Source organism: Rheinheimera pacifica, assembly GCF_024809855.1.
GTDB lineage: Bacteria > Pseudomonadota > Gammaproteobacteria > Enterobacterales > Alteromonadaceae > Alishewanella > Alishewanella pacifica_A.
The window spans coordinates 39,965-55,743 of record NZ_JANUEM010000005.1 but is presented as its reverse complement, the minus strand read 5'-3'; the positions used below and the strand labels follow the sequence as shown (position 1 = coordinate 55,743).

Genomic DNA, 15,779 nt, shown 5'->3' with positions numbered 1-15,779 from the left:
CCCTGAACCTTAACCAGCGTATCCGCGCTGCTTAAAACCATGCTTCCGGAATAATTACAACGTCGCCAGGCAACATATCTACGTTGGCAGCAATTTTGCCATCACGGATAAGGTCATCCAGCCTGATATTAAATGTTACTTGCTGGCCATCTTTCGTTCTTACCAGCTTAGCACCATTACCGTTAGCAAATTCAGTTAAACCGCCAACTGCAATCATCAGATCAAGTACCGTCATATACTGCCGGTAGCTGATCGCCTGGGGGTTGGCTGCAGCACCTATTACCCGTACCTGTTCACTGTATGGACCAACAAAGTTGGTTACCGATACCGTTACCACCGGATCGCGGATATATTTACTGAGAATTGCCTCCATATCACGGGCAACCTGAGTTGGAGTTTTACCACTGACGGGAACATCTTCAACCAAAGATGTTGATACCTTGCCATCTGGCCTAACGATAAAAGTGCCGGATAGCTCCGGGTTTCGCCAGACAAAAATGCCAACGGTGTCATTTGGACCAATAAGATATTGATAATTATCAACGGAGGTAGTCAAAGAGTTTTGCACCGTTGCCGGAGGCAACGTGGAGTTGCTGCTGCAACCTGCTAAAAACAGACCTAAAATCAACGTTAAACCGCAATATCCTTTCGCTGGTGTAGCCATCATATTACTCATCCTTTTACTGACGCCCTCATAATATAACTTAAAAATTTACCCTTGTGATGTAAAAATTGAAAATTTAATTTTTGTTTTGCTGTAGAAATAGTATAATTAGTGCGCTTGGTTTTGCCTCACCGACCTTTTCGGTGGTGGTGATAGCTTAAATGCAATGGATGCAACAAGGATGTCGTTATGAGTAAAGCAAGTCGTTACGGACGAAATACGATTGCAGACAAGCTGTTTTTGCTGGGTGAATTAACACTGCTAGTGTTATCCAGTTTACTTGCCAGCTATGCCTACAGTTATTACCTGTCTCCTGTATCTTTTGAACACCGCCTGATTAATGCTGCATTATTTGCGGCTTCAGTAATGCTGTGTGCTTTGTCAGTAGGTCTTTATGACCAGAAACTGCGCGAGGGGCAAAAAGGGATCATCAAGCGTGTCGTTATTACGCTGCTGTTTAACGCAATTTTGCTTGAGCTGATTATTTTCCAGCTGTTTTCAGCGCTGCATATCGGTACGCTGTATCTGGCTATGGCCTCTGTACTTTCTGCAATCAGCGTATCGGCATTCCGTGCTTTTTTTCACTACAACGACATTACCCGCATCAGCAGACGTCGGGTATTAATATTAGGTGCGGGTGAGCGGGCTTCCATTATTGAAAGGCGCATGCGGCGGAATGTTGATAAGCGCAATTTTGAAATTGTCGGCTTTGCTCCGATTGAGGGTGATAAAGACGCCGGTATCGCTGAGCATAAGCTGGCAAAGTTCGACTATAAAAATGATCTTTATCAGTATGTTGTTGAACACAAGATTGATCAGTTGGTTATTGCCTGTGACGAGCGGCGTAATATGTTGCCGGTTGAGCATTTATTTAAATGCAAAACACGTGGCATTGACGTCATCGAAATTCTTGATTTTATCGAGCGTGAAACAGGCCAGATCGCAGTAAACCTGATTTATCCGAGCTGGGTAATTTATGCTAACGGTTTGGATTTAAATCAGCGCTTTAAAACCAACCTAGATTACAAACTTAATGTTGTGCTGGCCATTTTGTTACTGGCGGTTACCTGGCCTATTATGCTCATTACCACCCTGCTTATTTATCTGGAAGACGGCCGCAAAACTGGTGCGTCGGTATTTTACCGCCAGATACGAGTGGGATATGACGGCAAGCCTTTTTATATTGTTAAATTCCGCAGTATGCGGCCTGACGCAGAGAAAAACGGTGCCCGCTGGGCAACAGCTGACGATGACAGGGTTACACGTGTAGGCCGCATCATCCGCAAATACCGTATAGATGAACTACCGCAGCTAATGAATGTATTATCCGGTGATATGGGCTTTGTCGGGCCCAGGCCAGAGCGGCCAGAGTTTGTTAATCAACTGGCAAAAGACATCCCCTATTACAATCAGCGGCATAATGTTAAACCTGGCCTGACAGGCTGGGCTCAACTTAAATACCCTTATGGCTCTACCGCTGAAGATGCACAGGAAAAACTCAAATTTGACCTGTACTACATTAAACATCGCAGCCTGATGCTGGATTTGATGATTCTTGTCAGAACCGTAGAAATTGTACTTTTTGGCAAAGGGCGTTAATAACAATGCAGTATGCACGGTTAAGAAGTAATGCGCTTACTGTAGATGTTGAAGACTATTTTCATGTCGCAGCTTTTGATGCCACTGTGTCTCCGGCGCAGTGGCCTGATTTTCCGCAACGCGTGGCCCGTAATACGGAAATTTTGCTGCAACAGTTTGACAAACATCAGGCTACCGCGACCTTTTTTATCCTGGGCTGGGTAGCCGAACGCTATCCAGAGCTGGTAAGGCAGATACATGCCGCAGGCCACGAAGTTGCAAGTCATGGCTATGCTCATGCCAAAGCTTCTGTGCAAACTGCAGCTGAATTTTTGCAGGATGTCAGCCGTGCCAAAGCCATTCTGGAAGACATTACCGGCGCTGAAGTGGTTGGTTATCGCGCGCCAAGTTTTTCTATCGGAAAAACAAATGAATGGGCATTTGATGTACTCCAACAGGCCGGATACCTTTACAGTTCCAGCACTTACCCTGTAGTGCACGACTTATACGGTACTCCTGATTGGCCGCAACAACCCTATAAACGCACAGAAGGTATTTGGGAATGCCCGATGCCGGTATTAAATAAAGCAGGCAAACAGTGGCCCATCGCTGGCGGTGGTTACTTTCGCCTGCTGCCATACTGGCTTAGTAAAAAGTGTATCGACAGCTACCTGAAGCAAAGTGATGCACCCTACATGTTTTATTTTCATCCGTGGGAAATAGATCCGCATCAGCCACGGTTTGAGCAAGCACCGTTTAAATCAAAATTCAGGCACTACACTAACTTAAACCGCATGGAAGCTAAACTGGTGCGCTTGCTGCAAGACTATCAGTGGCGTAGCGTCAAAGAAGTATATCAACCATATTTTGCTTAAACAGAAGGGAACCGGATGTATCAACTGAATACATTGTCGCTCAGGGACGAGCAAGCAGTGGCGTGGGATAATTTTGTAACAGCCAGTGACGAAGCAACTTTTTTTCATTTATCCGGCTGGCAACAAATTATAGCTGATGCCGGTCATCGTTGTTATTACCTGTATGCTAGCGAGAATAACCAGATTGTTGGTGTACTGCCGTTAGCCCGCGTTAAAAGTATGCTGTTTGGCGATGCGCTGGTGTCTACGCCATTTTGTGTTTATGGCGGTGCTGTTGGCGAACCGGCCGTTAAACGGTTTTTAGAGCAGGAAGCCGTAAAACTTGCTAATTCACTGCAGGTAAAACATATTGAACTGCGCTATAAAACAGCACAGGACAATGACTTTACCACCCGCAGCCAGCATGCTTACTTTGCCTGCGAACTGGCTGAAACAGCTGAACAGATCCTGGCGAACGTAAAGAAAAAGCAACGCGCAGTTATCCGCCATGCGCTGAACGAGCCTTTACACTACACGCTGGACACAAACCCAAACGATTTTTATCAGACTTACTCAGAAAGTGTACGCAATCTGGGTACTCCGGTATTCAGCAAAGCTTTTTTCCAGAAAATCATGCAGGTATTTCCTGCACAGACTGAAATTCTGACGGTGCGTAAAGAGCAGCAAGCCGTATCCTCGGTGCTGAGCTTTTATTATAAAGGCGAAGTACTGCCTTATTATGGCGGTGGCATCAGCGAAGCTAAGTCGCTAAAAAGTAATGACTATATGTATTACCAACTGATGTGCCACGCCAGGCTGGATAAAAACTGCCAGCGTTATGACTTTGGCCGCAGCAAACTGGAATCTGGCGCCTATCAGTATAAAAAGCATTGGGGCATGGCAGCGACAGAGCTGCATTACCAGTATAAATTGATCACTGCCCAACAATTGCCAAATCTGAGCCCTAATAATCCTAAATATCAGCTGTTTATCCGGCTATGGCAAAAACTGCCCCTACCCGTAAGCCAGTGGCTTGGCCCTGCCCTGTCGAGGTATCTGGGATGACAACTACTAAACCGGATTTACTGTTGCTGGTACATCGTATTCCCTATCCGCCAAATAAGGGCGATAAGATCCGCTCTTTTAACTTAATGAAAGCGCTAAGCCAACACTACACCGTGCATTTGGGCTGTTTTATTGATGATCCTTTTGACCGGCAGTATATAAACGCTCTCAGCCAGTGGTGCGCCACCACATTTTGTGTAAACCAAACCAAGTGGCAGGCAAAGCTGTGTGGTTTAAGCGGTTTTATGAAAAACCAGGCCATTACCCTGCCCTATTACTTTAGCCGGGCTATGGCAGCCTGGGTAAAAGCTACTATTAGCACACATAAAATTACAAAGGTGCTGGTGTACTCATCTTCTATGGCGCAGTACGTCGATAAAACCGAGTATCAGTCATTAAGCAGGGTTATAGACTTTGTTGATATTGACTCAGATAAATGGCGCCAATATGCTGAAAAATCACGAGGTGTAAAACGCTGGTTCTATCAGCGAGAAGCCCGATTACTGCTGCAATACGAAAAACAGATTTGTCAGCGTTTTAACAGCAGTTTGTTTGTGTCAGACGATGAAGCCAGTGCCTTTCGTGCCATGCTGCCTGCTGAGTTGCAGCACAAAGTACACAGCATATTAAATGGCGTTGACACTGACTATTTCTCACCTGAGACTGCAGAACACCGCGTAGAACAGACATTACCTGAGCAATATATTGTCTTTACCGGCGCCATGGATTACTGGGCTAATGTCGATGCCGTATGCTGGTTTTGTCAGAACATCTGGCCGCGGCTGAAACAGTTATACCCACAGTTATATTTTGTGATAGTTGGCGGCAAACCCAGTGCTGAGGTGCGTGCTCTTAGCCAGCAAGCTGGTGTAGTTGTTACCGGGCGTGTAGACGACGTACGCCCTTATATCAGCCATGCCCTCTTTGCAGTAGCGCCTATGCTGATAGCACGCGGTATACAAAATAAAGTGCTTGAAGCGATGGCAATGAACAAAGCAGTGGTGTGCAGTGCTATGGCAATGGAAGGCATTAATGCACCTGCCAGCGAAGATGCAGTAATTGCCGATGGCGTGGAGGGTTTTATCCGCGCCTGTAAACAGCAACTGGAGCGCACTTCAACGCCCTCTGTCAACCGGCAGTGGATTTTACGGCATTTCACCTGGCAGCAAACGTTAGTACGGTTAAACAGTTTTATCCGTCCGGAGTTGCCGGCATGACTCCGTTAAACCGCCAGCTCAATATTTTGTTCGTGGCTGTTATCGGCCTCGCTTATGTGGTGTTGTATAGCTCAACCTGGCTGGATATGGAGCGGGTGTGGCGCAGTTCTGCCACCTATAATCATTGCTATCTTATTCTGCCCATCTGCCTGTATTTTTTTTACCGGGCTAAAACACCACTTATTACACCTTCAGTGCCAGGCTCCTGGCTATGGCTGCCTGCACTTGGCCTGATATTACTGCAACTGATTTGGCTGTTTGGCTATGCGGCAGACATTGCCCTGCTAATGCATATTGCAGCCGTAATGTCGTTACAGGCACTGTTATGGCTTGTTTTGGGTAGCACTAACAGCCGCCTGCACTGGTTTGCCATAACTTATCTGATATTTCTGGTACCTTTTGGCGAAGAGTTGTCGCCGTTTTTACAGAACATTACTGCCGATCTCACTGTAGTGATGCTACAGACTGTCAGTATTCCGGTGTACCGGGAGGGGCTTTATCTGGCCACGCCGGTAGGTTTATTTGAAGTTGCAGAAGCCTGTTCAGGCTTACGTTTTCTTATTGCGTCTCTGGCTATTTCAGCGCTGTTTGCTTACCTGCACTACAACAAAATCTGGAAACAAATCAGTTTTGTCGTGTTTATGGCCTTGTTATCTGTGCTGGCCAATGGCGTGCGTGCTTTTATGCTGGTTTATATCGGTGAAAAAACCGATATGCGTTTTGGCTTTGGTGCTGATCACTATTTATATGGTTGGATATTTTTCGGCCTGGTATTAATGGCAGGTTTCTGGTTAGGGGCAAAGTTTTCAGATCCTGTCCAAAAGCTTGAGCGGCGCAGCAAACAACATTTTAGCTTACAAACCAAACCTGCAATGTTGATTCTGGCAACAGCAATTGTGGCGATGACCCTAAGCTACCGGTTATCGCTAAATGTCATAACAGAATCTGCCACAGTAGAAAATCTTGCCATGCCTCTTACCAGTGAGCCGGTAGAAAAAAGTAACTGGGGCATCAATTTTGTAGACAGCCTTGCCCAAAGCCACACTCAGGACACGGCAGGAACCGAGTATTTCGCCGCCCGTTATGGTAATAAGCAGCAAAATGGCGAACTGATTAACTGGCAAAATAATCTGTTTGATAAACAACGCTGGCAGATACAAAAACGCATTACCGGCACCGACAGCGCCATATTGCAGCTAAGAAGCCTGACAAATGAACAACGCACTGTACTGTATTGGTACCAGATTGACGAACAACGGGTAGTACCCGAACTGGAAGTAAAAGTACGCCAGGCATTAAGTTACCTGGCTGATGATCAGTCCACCGCCTATATTTTTGCGGTATCAGTAAATGGTAAGGCCTCAGAGCAAAATCTGGCAGTGTTACAACAAGCCGCAGCCCTGTTGTCACAAACCCACACCGGTACTGATCAGGCCGTTGACGGAGACCAGGATGACTGAGCGTCAGCAACAGCCCGTACATATTGCCCATCTTGTCTGGCACTTTAGCACCGGCGGCCTGGAAAATGGCCTGGTTAACCTGATCAACCATCTGCCACAGGACAAATTCCGCCACAGTATTATTACGCTAATCGGCCACGACCCGCAGTTTGTTAAACGTATAAAAACAAATAATGCCGAACTGTACTGTCTGAACAAAGCCGAAGGCCATGACTGGGGGACATTCAGCCGGTTAAATATACTGTTACAGAACCTGCAGCCGGACATACTGCATAGCCGGAACCTGGCAACACTGGAACTGCAGGTTGTCGGTTGGTGGCGTAAAGTACCCCTGCGTTTGCATGGAGAGCACGGCTGGGACAGCCATGACATTGGCGGCTGTAATAAAAAAAACCGCCTGATACGCCGTATATTTAAAGGCTTTGTTCAGCGCTTTATTTGTTTGTCATCTGAAGCGGAACATTATCTGACTGACATTATTAAATTAGACAAAAACCGGGTTGAACGCATTTGCAACGGTGTAGAAACCGCTAAGTATGCCAATGCTACACCGGCAGAGCTTACTCTGCCGCCTGGCACTACTTCGCCAGCTCCCATTGCGTTTGCCACAGTGGGCCGCCTGGCCAGTGTTAAAAATCAGGCATTGCTGCTGCAAGCTTACAGTTTATTGCTACAGCAATATCCGCAGTACCGCTCAGAAAGTGCATTGATTATTGTCGGTGACGGCCCCTGTCGGCAAAAGCTGGAACAACTGCGCGATACCTTACAACTAGGCGAACAGGTGGTATTTACCGGCAACCGGCAGGATATTCCACAGCTCATGCAGCGCTTCGATGTATTTGTGCTGCCCTCGCTGGCAGAAGGTATTTCTAATACTTTGCTCGAAGCCATGGCGGCCGGTACACCAGTTATTGCCACCGCAGTGGGTGGCAACCCGGATTTACTGCCTGCGGCACTACTTAAGACAAACCTGGTAGATTCAGATAACCCGCAGCAGTTATCGAACGCCATGCTACGCTATCTGCAACAGCGCGAAGCGCTGGCTTATGACGCAGATTTGGTAAAAAACCATTGCCATCAGAACTTTAGTATAGATACGATGGTACAGCGATATCAAAAGCTTTATGAAATGACAAGGATGCAGAGTTAACCATGTGTGGTATAGCAGGAATTTATCAGCTGAAAACCCAGGCCACGCCTGAGTCGCAAGTTCTGGCTAAAATGAACGATAGCCAGTGGCACCGCGGGCCGGACGCCGGAGACTACTTTTTTCAGCCAACAGTTGGCCTGGCACACCGCCGGTTATCCATTATCGATATTGCCGGTAGCCCGCAGCCCATGCAAAGCGCCAATGCACAGGCCTGTATCGTGTTTAACGGTGAAATCTACAATTACCGTGAACTGCGTCAGGAGCTGCTTGGTAAGGGCTATCAGTTTAATACCAACGGTGATACCGAAACTATCCTCAATGCCTGGCTCGAATGGGGTGAAGACTGCGTGCATCACCTGCGCGGTATGTTCGCTTTTGCTATCTGGGATAACAGCCGTCAGTGCCTGTTTTTGGCCCGCGACCGTCTTGGTATTAAACCACTGTTTTACTCGCTGCTTGATGATGGCCAGTTTATTTTTGGCTCAGAACTTAAAGTACTGCGCAACCATCCGGATTTTGTTACCACGCTGCGCGACAGCACTATCGAAGACTATTTCAGCTTTGGCTATATTCCAGAGCCTTATACTATTTACCAACACAGCTATAAGCTAGCGCCGGGCCATATCTTGTTGTTGCAACACGGCCAGACACAGCTTAGCGAGCCCAAACAGTACTGGGATGTCCCGACGCAGTGGCAAACTGCCGTAACAGAGCAGGAGCTAAGCGCAGAGCTGATCACGCGGTTTCGTGAAGCAGTTGATATTCGTCTGGTAGCAGAAGTGCCGCTGGGAGCCTTTTTATCCGGCGGTGTCGATTCAAGCGCCGTTGTCGCCATGATGGCCGGCCTGCAAAAAGATCCGGTTAATACCTGCTCTATTGGTTTTGACAGCCCGCAATTTAATGAAACCGAATTTGCCCGTCAGGTTGCCACGCGTTATAACACTAACCACCATGAAAATATCGTTAGCCAGAATGATTTTGAACTACTGGACCAACTGGCAGATTTGTACGACGAGCCTTATGCTGATAGCTCAGCAATACCTACCTATCGTGTGTGCCAGATGGCCCGTCAGCATGTTACGGTGGCATTAAGCGGTGATGGTGCCGACGAGCTGTTTGCCGGCTACCGCCGCTATAAGCTGCATCTGAATGAAGAGCGGTTTCGTAACTGCTTGCCACTGGCAATAAGAAAACCTGTTTTCGGCTTGCTGGGTAAAATTTACCCTAAACTGGATTGGGCTCCGCGCTTTTTACGCGCAAAAACCACCTTTCAGTCATTGGCAATGGACACTGTTGCCGGCTACCACAACTCTATTGCTATTTTGCGCCAGGATCAGCGCGACAGGCTATTTTCACCAGCGTTTAAGCAGCGCCTTAACGGTTATAGCTCACTGGAAGTATTTCGCCGTTACGGTAGCAAAGTACAACATCTGGACCCGATGAAAATAGCCCAGTATCTGGATATGAAAACCTATCTGGTGGGCGATATTTTAACTAAAGTAGACCGTGCTTCAATGGCACACTCACTTGAAGTACGGGTGCCGTTTTTAGATCACAAATTTGTCGAGTGGGCTTTTACCGCTGAATCAGGTGCTAATTTGCAAAATGGCGTCGGTAAGTTCTCGCTGAAAAAAGCCCTCGAACCGCATTTACCGCATGATGTGCTGTATCGTAAAAAAATGGGCTTTGCCGTTCCGCTGGCTGAATGGTTTCGCGGGCCATTGCAGCAAAAGCTGCAGGATAAATTGTTGTCCGACGTAATGATTAACAGCGGCTACTTTAATGTTGCCGAGTTAAAACAGCTGATTGACGATCATAAACGCGCACTGAAGGATAACAGCGCAGCGCTATGGACACTGCTGATGTTTTCAGCGTTTCTGGAGCGCAACAACAAATGAAGATCCTGCATATTTTTGATCATTCTTTGCCATTACATAGTGGTTATACGTTTCGCTCACGCGCTATTTTGCAGCAGCAACGTAAACTCGGCTACCAAACATGCCATGTAACCAGCCCGAAACACCCAACCGAAGAGCAAGGTACTGAACAAGCCGAAGGCTTCAGCTTTTACCGTACTTTGCCTTATAGCAGCTGGTTTTGGAGTTTACCGGTATTAAAAGAGCTGGCTGTGGTACTGGCGCTGAAAAAGCGCATCTTAGAAATTATCAGCCTGGAGAAACCCGACATACTGCACGCACACTCACCGGCATTAAACGGCCTGGCTGCATTGTGGGCAGCCAAGAAAGCCAAACTGCCGGTAGTATATGAAATACGTGCGTTTTGGGAAGATGCCGCAGTTGACCATGGTACCTGCATAGAAGGTGATCTGCGTTATAACATGACGCAATCGCTGGAAACCCACGTGGCGGAAAAAGCAGATGCTGTTACCACTATTTGCGAAGGCCTGAGACAGGATTTAGTTAGCCGGGGTATCAACGCAGAAAAAATAACGGTGATCCCTAATGCAGTAGACCCTGAGCAGTTTCAGCTTATTCGTGAAAAAAACAACGCGCTTGAGTTACAGTTTAAGCTGCAAAATAAGCCAGTACTGGGCTTTCTTGGATCGTTTTACGCCTATGAAGGCTTGGATCTTTTGATTAAAGCTCTGCCCCTGATCAGGCAAAAAGTGCCGGATGCCATGTTGTTACTCGTTGGCGGCGGGCCACAACACGAAGCATTGCAGCAGTTGGTTAGCGAGCTTCAGCTTGAAGACGCTGTAATTATGCCTGGCCGGGTGGCACACCGCGATGTGATGCAATATTACAGCCTGGTCGATTTATTGGTGTATCCGCGTAAAGCCATGCGCTTAACAGAGTTGGTAACACCATTAAAACCGCTGGAAGCAATGGCACAAGGTATGATGCTGCTGGCATCTGATGTGGGCGGCCATTTAGAGCTGATTGAACACGCCAGAACCGGCTGGTTATTTCAGCGCGATAATATTGATGATCTGGCCGAGCAAGCGGTCAGAGCACTAAAAAATTTCAGCACCAACGACAGCATTATTGATAATGCACTGCACTATGTTCAGACAGAACGCAACTGGGCGGTATCTGTGGGCCGTTATGCAGATGTTTATGCGGGGCTGGCTCGTGTCTGATAGTGTAAGCAACTTACATATATGCCTTGTTGGTCCTATCCCGCCGCCTGCCGGAGGCATGGCAAACCAAACCCGGCAACTCAAAGCACTGCTGCAGCAAGATGGTGCCAGCGTTGAGCTGGTTGCGGTAAACGCACCGTACCGCCCGGCATTTGTCTGCCGTATTGCGGGGCTGCGAGCCCTGTTCAGGCTGATACCTTATATTATTAGCCTGTATCAGGCCGTTGGGAGAGCACAGGTAGTACATATTATGGCTAACTCTGGCTGGTCATGGCATTTGTTTGCTGCACCCGCTATCTGGATAAGCTATCTGCGGCGCACACCGGTTATTGTAAATTACCGTGGCGGACACGCCGAAACATTTTTTGCCGCCAGTTGGCGCAAAGTGCATTTCTCACTGCGCCGGGCCAGTGCCGTGCTGGTACCATCTGTTTTTTTACAGCAGGTATTTGCCAGCTATGATCAGCCATCTGCGATAGTACCCAATATTCTTGACCATACGTTGTTTTATCCGGCCGCTGCAGCCAGCACAGCGCCGGTAACAGCACCGCACTTTATTGTTACCCGTAATCTGGAAGCCATTTACGATGTGGCTACGGCAGTAAAAGCCTTTGAACTGGTTTATCAGCAGTATCCACAGGCAACGTTAACCATTGCCGGTACCGGCCCTTTGCTAGCACAATTGCAACAACAGGTGCAACAAAGCGGCCTAACCCGGGCGGTACACTTTGCCGGTAGGCTGGACACAACACAAATGGCCAAACTGTACCGCAGTGCCGATATTATGCTAAACAGCAGCCTGGTTGATAACTCCCCTAATTCGGTTATTGAAGCCATGGCCTGCGGAGTACCGGTAATAAGCACCAACGTCGGCGGTATTCCTCGTTTAGTAACCGATAAAACTGACGCTCTGCTAACAGAGCCGGGCGATTATCAGGCTATGTTTACGTATGCACAACAACTGCTGACTTCTCCGGCATTACGCCAGCATTTAGTGCAAAATGGCCTGCTAAACAGCGGCCGCTTCCACTGGCACATTGTCGGCAGCCAACTGGCCGGACATTACAATACGGCAATACGTGCCATGGAGCATCAGGCATGACAGCGCTTTATACCCGATTTATCTCAGCTGTTATTTTTCCGTTGCAGGAATTTTTTAAAAAGCATGACAGCGTACGCCGCCGCCGTCAGTTAGAACAAAGCCAGTGGTTAGCAGCGGAAAAACTGCAGCAACTGCAAAACCACAATCTGCAGCGCTTTATTACCCAACTTTACCAGCAGGTGCCCTATTACCGTAATCTGATGCAACAACACGGTCTTACACCTGATGATATTCAAACTGCGGCCGAATTAAGCAAATTACCATTTTTAACTAAAGCGCTGGTAAGCGAGCATTTTACTGAGTTAAAAGCGGGCAACGCCGGTGAGCTGAAACGCTTTAATACCGGCGGCTCCAGTGGGCAGCCCCTGATTTTTTTACTCGGCAACGAACGGGTATCACACGATGTAGCAGCCAAATGGCGGGCAACACGCTGGTGGGGTGTGGATATTGGTGACAAAGAAATTGTTGCCTGGGGCTCACCCATTGAGCTTAATGCCCAGGACAAAGCCCGTATCTGGCGCGACCGGCTGTTTCGCTCAAAACTGGTACCGGCGTTTGATTTAACTGAAGAGAAACTACTAAGCTTTTTACAGCAAATACGCGATGTTAAACCCCGTATGCTGTTTGGCTATCCGTCGGTTTACCACTTGCTGGCACAAACGGCACAGCGCCACGGCATTGCCATGAACAACCTGGGTATTAAAGTGGTTTTTGTTACCTCTGAGCGGCTCTACCCTTATCAGCGTGAGTTAATAAGCACCGTATTTGGTGCGCCGGTAGCCAACGGCTATGGTGGCCGCGATGCCGGTTTTATTGCCCATCAGTGCCCGCACGGCGGTATGCACTTATCCTACGAAGACATCATTGTAGAAATAGTTGATGCTCAGGGCCAGGTACTGCCTGCCGGGCAAGCCGGAGAAATAGTGATAACCCATCTGGCAACGTCTGAGTTCCCTTTTGTGCGCTACCGTACAGGCGATGTTGGCACTATTGCGACAGAACGTTGCTGTTGTGGCCGCAGTTTGCCACTGCTGGAATCAATTGAAGGGCGCAGTACCGATTTTGTTAAAGCTGCAGACGGCACTATGATGCACGGCCTGGCACTGATTTATATTCTGCGCGATATTAGTGGTATAAAAGCCTTTAAAATAGTGCAGGAATCACTCAGCCTGACATCGGTGCAGGTGGTATGGCAGCAGGGAGAACTCCCTGCTGAAGTACACCAGCAAATCAGTAGTGGCCTAAAAGCCAGGCTGGGACAAAATGTGGACATTGATGTGCAACAGTGTAGCGAAATAAAACCAGAAAAGTCAGGCAAGTATCGCTACGTTATCAGCAAGGTAACAGCGGTATGATAGATAGCTTGTATCTGTTAACTGCCATCATCGCGGTGTGCTATCTGCTGTATTGGGCTGACAGGCAGGATAAAAGCTGATGCGCGATTTATTATTGGTTCTGTTTTTATTTGTCGCGATTTATTTCTGTTTTAAGCGGCCATTTTTGGGTATTGCATCCTGGGCTTGGATCTCACTGATGGCTCCGGCAAACTGGGCGTTTGGTTTTTCCAGCAGTTTCCGGCTTAACCTGACTATAGTGCTGGTTACGGTTATCTCTTATATAGTGGTGCAAAAGCGCAAGACATTTGCTTTTAACTCAATAAGTTTCTGGATTTTGCTATTTGGCATCTGGACATTAATCACCTCTTTTACCAGCTTGCACAGTATCTCAACGTACGCCACTGACTATTGGCAACAGTTTATTAAGGTATTAATTTTTTACTTCTTTATCTCTCTGATTATTAATAAAAAATTACATATTGATACCCTGATATGGGCCATTGTGCTGGCTATTTCATCCTATGCAGCCATGGAATCGGTTAAGTTTATCTTGTCAGGTGGTGGCCACATGGTTACAGGCCGTGCGGGCGCCATCCGCGATCGCAACGATTTTGCCGTTGCGGTTAATATGTGTATTCCATTGATTGTTTATCTGATCTACGCCACCCGGCATTATTACTTAAAACTGGGTTTATGGGGCCTGTTGCTAATGAACATTCTGGCTATTGTTGGCACGGGTTCGCGCGGTGGTTTTATTGGCCTGACAATACTGGCATTAGCTTTCTGGTGGAAATCTAAACGTAAACTACTTTGGGCCTTGTTAGCTATTATCATTTTGCCCACAGCTTACCAATCAACACCGGAGCACTGGCGGGAAAGACAAAGCACTATTGAAACCGCATCCACAGATGATGCCTCTTTTATCGGCAGGTTATGGGCCTGGAAAATTGCAGTTATGATAGCGCGCGACCACCCTATTACAGGTGCCGGTTTTATGGGCGCAACAGACCATTTGGTCTGGCACAGCTATGCACCTTTTACACCATTTTTTGGTCCGATTGAAACACCGGAGATCCCCGAAGGTTCAGCCCCTAAAGCCGCACATAATATTTATTTTCAGGTATTGGGTGACCACGGCTATGTTGGCCTGAGCATCTTCCTGATGATTTTGATGAGCATGTTGTGGGTAAACCGAAGTAGCCGGTTAAAAGCCAAAAAATATCAACAGCTCTGGTGCGAAAAACTCAGCTCGGCAATATCATTATCCCTGATAGGTTTTTGTGTTACCGGCGCTAATGTTAGTTTGGCCTATTTTGACTTATTCTATGCTCTGGCTGGCATTGTCTCGGCTATATCGATATACAAACTATATCAGCCGGAGCAGCCGCCAGCCCAAAACAGTGTCGCAGCAGAAAGCACTTCCCACCGGCCAAAGCTGACCTACTAAATAGCATCTGAATGGCAAAAACTCTGCGCTTAAGTAAGCGCAGATATGCTTTAAGGTATTATTCTGCCTTGCGCCTGCAGTTTATTTCTCAGCCCCGGCACAGGATAACCAAGCTGATAAGCTCTGGTGGCATACTGCACGGCATCATCAGTTTGCCCGGCATCAAGTGAGTACCAACCCAAAAAGTAGTTAAGTTCAGCTGATTCGGCCTGCAAACTCTCTGGTGCCTGCTTTAACACTTTTAGTGCAGCTTTAGCATCGCCGTTTCTTTTCAGGTAATAAGCTAAAGCGGTATAAGACAATGAGTTATTTTTGTGTGTTTTTAATACACCCCGCAGTGTCTCAAAACCGGCTTTTTTATCACCCATTTCAAAGTAAACCTTAGCCATATCAATATAAATTTCCGGGTACCAGCTGTGGTCTTTATTGATATTACGTGCCGTAAACTGAATTTCACTCAAAGCCCGTTTTAAACTGGCTTCACGCAAATTTCCCGAACTTGCCTCAGCGCGTTTAAGGTACACCACGCCGGCACAATAGTGCCAGGCTCCACCGGCAGATTCGGCGAAAGCCAGGGCTTTAGTACTGTCGGCTTTATTCAGGTTAGGATACAAGCCAGATTTACGCGCGGCACCGGTGGCCGAATAGGCTAGTTTACAGCGCTGATCCCAGGTATTGAACTCTGCCTGCGTAGGCGTAAAGTCAAAACCCAAAACAGAGGTTGGTAATATTAGTGCTGCGGTATAAATAAAAGCTGATTTTTTCATCATTACCATCCTTGATAAATATTATTAAACGCGAAAAC

General features: G+C 47.3%; 13 protein-coding genes. 11 read left to right on the top strand and 2 right to left on the bottom strand.

The genetic code is table 11. The features are described from left to right. Window positions 1-31: 31 nt before the first annotated feature. Window positions 32-667, bottom strand: a complete 636-nt coding sequence (locus tag M2404_RS08850; protein ID WP_259239368.1) for an XrtA/PEP-CTERM system exopolysaccharide export protein — start codon at window positions 665-667, stop codon at window positions 32-34. Window positions 668-853: 186 nt separating this feature from the next. Between M2404_RS08850 and M2404_RS08845 the strand changes: the two genes are divergently transcribed. The 11 genes from M2404_RS08845 to M2404_RS08795 all read left to right on the top strand — a co-directional run bounded on the left by M2404_RS08845 (window position 854) and on the right by M2404_RS08795 (window position 14,974). Continuing rightward, window positions 854-2,263: a TIGR03013 family XrtA/PEP-CTERM system glycosyltransferase gene (locus M2404_RS08845; protein WP_259239367.1), complete on the top strand. Its 1,410-nt coding sequence runs from the start codon at window positions 854-856 to the stop codon at window positions 2,261-2,263. Between the two features lie 5 nt (window positions 2,264-2,268). Further along, window positions 2,269-3,117 carry an XrtA system polysaccharide deacetylase gene (locus M2404_RS08840; protein WP_259239366.1) on the top strand — a complete coding sequence of 283 codons (849 nt, stop codon included), beginning with the start codon at window positions 2,269-2,271 and terminating at the stop codon, window positions 3,115-3,117. A 15-nt stretch (window positions 3,118-3,132) separates the two neighbouring features. Then, window positions 3,133-4,161: a FemAB family XrtA/PEP-CTERM system-associated protein gene (locus tag M2404_RS08835; protein ID WP_259239365.1), complete on the top strand. Its 1,029-nt coding sequence runs from the start codon at window positions 3,133-3,135 to the stop codon at window positions 4,159-4,161. Further along, window positions 4,158-5,378: a TIGR03087 family PEP-CTERM/XrtA system glycosyltransferase gene (locus M2404_RS08830; RefSeq protein ID WP_259239364.1), complete on the top strand. Its 1,221-nt coding sequence runs from the start codon at window positions 4,158-4,160 to the stop codon at window positions 5,376-5,378. Before M2404_RS08835 ends, M2404_RS08830 begins: the two co-directional genes overlap by 4 nt. Continuing rightward, window positions 5,375-6,838, top strand: a complete 1,464-nt coding sequence (gene xrtA, locus M2404_RS08825; protein ID WP_259239363.1) for an exosortase A — start codon at window positions 5,375-5,377, stop codon at window positions 6,836-6,838. Before M2404_RS08830 ends, xrtA begins: the two co-directional genes overlap by 4 nt. Beyond that, window positions 6,831-7,988 (top strand): glycosyltransferase, encoded by a 1,158-nt coding sequence (locus M2404_RS08820; protein ID WP_259239362.1) that lies wholly within the window; start codon window positions 6,831-6,833, stop codon window positions 7,986-7,988. The genes xrtA and M2404_RS08820 overlap by 8 nt, the downstream gene beginning before the upstream one ends. A gap of 2 nt (window positions 7,989-7,990) precedes the next feature. After that, window positions 7,991-9,886, top strand: a complete 1,896-nt coding sequence (locus M2404_RS08815; RefSeq protein WP_259239361.1) for an XrtA/PEP-CTERM system amidotransferase — start codon at window positions 7,991-7,993, stop codon at window positions 9,884-9,886. Next, a complete protein-coding gene (locus tag M2404_RS08810) occupies window positions 9,883-11,088 on the top strand; it encodes a TIGR04063 family PEP-CTERM/XrtA system glycosyltransferase (protein WP_259239360.1) in 1,206 nt (401 codons plus the stop codon). Before M2404_RS08815 ends, M2404_RS08810 begins: the two co-directional genes overlap by 4 nt. Window positions 11,089-11,146: 58 nt before the next feature. Then, complete coding sequence (locus tag M2404_RS08805; RefSeq protein ID WP_259239359.1) at window positions 11,147-12,190, top strand: glycosyltransferase family 4 protein; 1,044 nt, start codon at window positions 11,147-11,149, stop codon at window positions 12,188-12,190. Beyond that, window positions 12,187-13,545, top strand: a complete 1,359-nt coding sequence (locus M2404_RS08800; RefSeq protein ID WP_259239358.1) for a phenylacetate--CoA ligase family protein — start codon at window positions 12,187-12,189, stop codon at window positions 13,543-13,545. The genes M2404_RS08805 and M2404_RS08800 overlap by 4 nt, the downstream gene beginning before the upstream one ends. Before the next feature lie 79 nt (window positions 13,546-13,624). Continuing rightward, entirely contained in the window at window positions 13,625-14,974 is a 1,350-nt protein-coding gene (locus M2404_RS08795) for a putative O-glycosylation ligase, exosortase A system-associated (protein ID WP_259239357.1), read from the top strand. Between the two features lie 50 nt (window positions 14,975-15,024). Here M2404_RS08795 and M2404_RS08790 read toward each other — a convergent pair whose 3' ends face one another. After that, on the bottom strand, window positions 15,025-15,744 hold the full coding sequence (locus M2404_RS08790) for a tetratricopeptide repeat protein (RefSeq protein WP_259239356.1): 720 nt from the start codon (window positions 15,742-15,744) through the stop codon (window positions 15,025-15,027). Window positions 15,745-15,779: the final 35 nt, after the last annotated feature.

Coding starts and splice junctions, on each gene's coding strand:
- M2404_RS08790 (WP_259239356.1), bottom strand. CDS start 15,744: ATGATGAAAAAATCAGCTTTTATTTATACCGCAGCACTAATATTACCA.
- M2404_RS08805 (WP_259239359.1), top strand. CDS start 11,147: ATGGCAAACCAAACCCGGCAACTCAAAGCACTGCTGCAGCAAGATGGT.
- M2404_RS08810 (WP_259239360.1), top strand. CDS start 9,883: ATGAAGATCCTGCATATTTTTGATCATTCTTTGCCATTACATAGTGGT.
- M2404_RS08840 (WP_259239366.1), top strand. CDS start 2,269: ATGCAGTATGCACGGTTAAGAAGTAATGCGCTTACTGTAGATGTTGAA.
- xrtA (WP_259239363.1), top strand. CDS start 5,375: ATGACTCCGTTAAACCGCCAGCTCAATATTTTGTTCGTGGCTGTTATC.
- M2404_RS08835 (WP_259239365.1), top strand. CDS start 3,133: ATGTATCAACTGAATACATTGTCGCTCAGGGACGAGCAAGCAGTGGCG.
- M2404_RS08845 (WP_259239367.1), top strand. CDS start 854: ATGAGTAAAGCAAGTCGTTACGGACGAAATACGATTGCAGACAAGCTG.
- M2404_RS08795 (WP_259239357.1), top strand. CDS start 13,625: ATGCGCGATTTATTATTGGTTCTGTTTTTATTTGTCGCGATTTATTTC.
- M2404_RS08815 (WP_259239361.1), top strand. CDS start 7,991: ATGTGTGGTATAGCAGGAATTTATCAGCTGAAAACCCAGGCCACGCCT.
- M2404_RS08830 (WP_259239364.1), top strand. CDS start 4,158: ATGACAACTACTAAACCGGATTTACTGTTGCTGGTACATCGTATTCCC.
- M2404_RS08820 (WP_259239362.1), top strand. CDS start 6,831: ATGACTGAGCGTCAGCAACAGCCCGTACATATTGCCCATCTTGTCTGG.
- M2404_RS08800 (WP_259239358.1), top strand. CDS start 12,187: ATGACAGCGCTTTATACCCGATTTATCTCAGCTGTTATTTTTCCGTTG.
- M2404_RS08850 (WP_259239368.1), bottom strand. CDS start 667: ATGATGGCTACACCAGCGAAAGGATATTGCGGTTTAACGTTGATTTTA.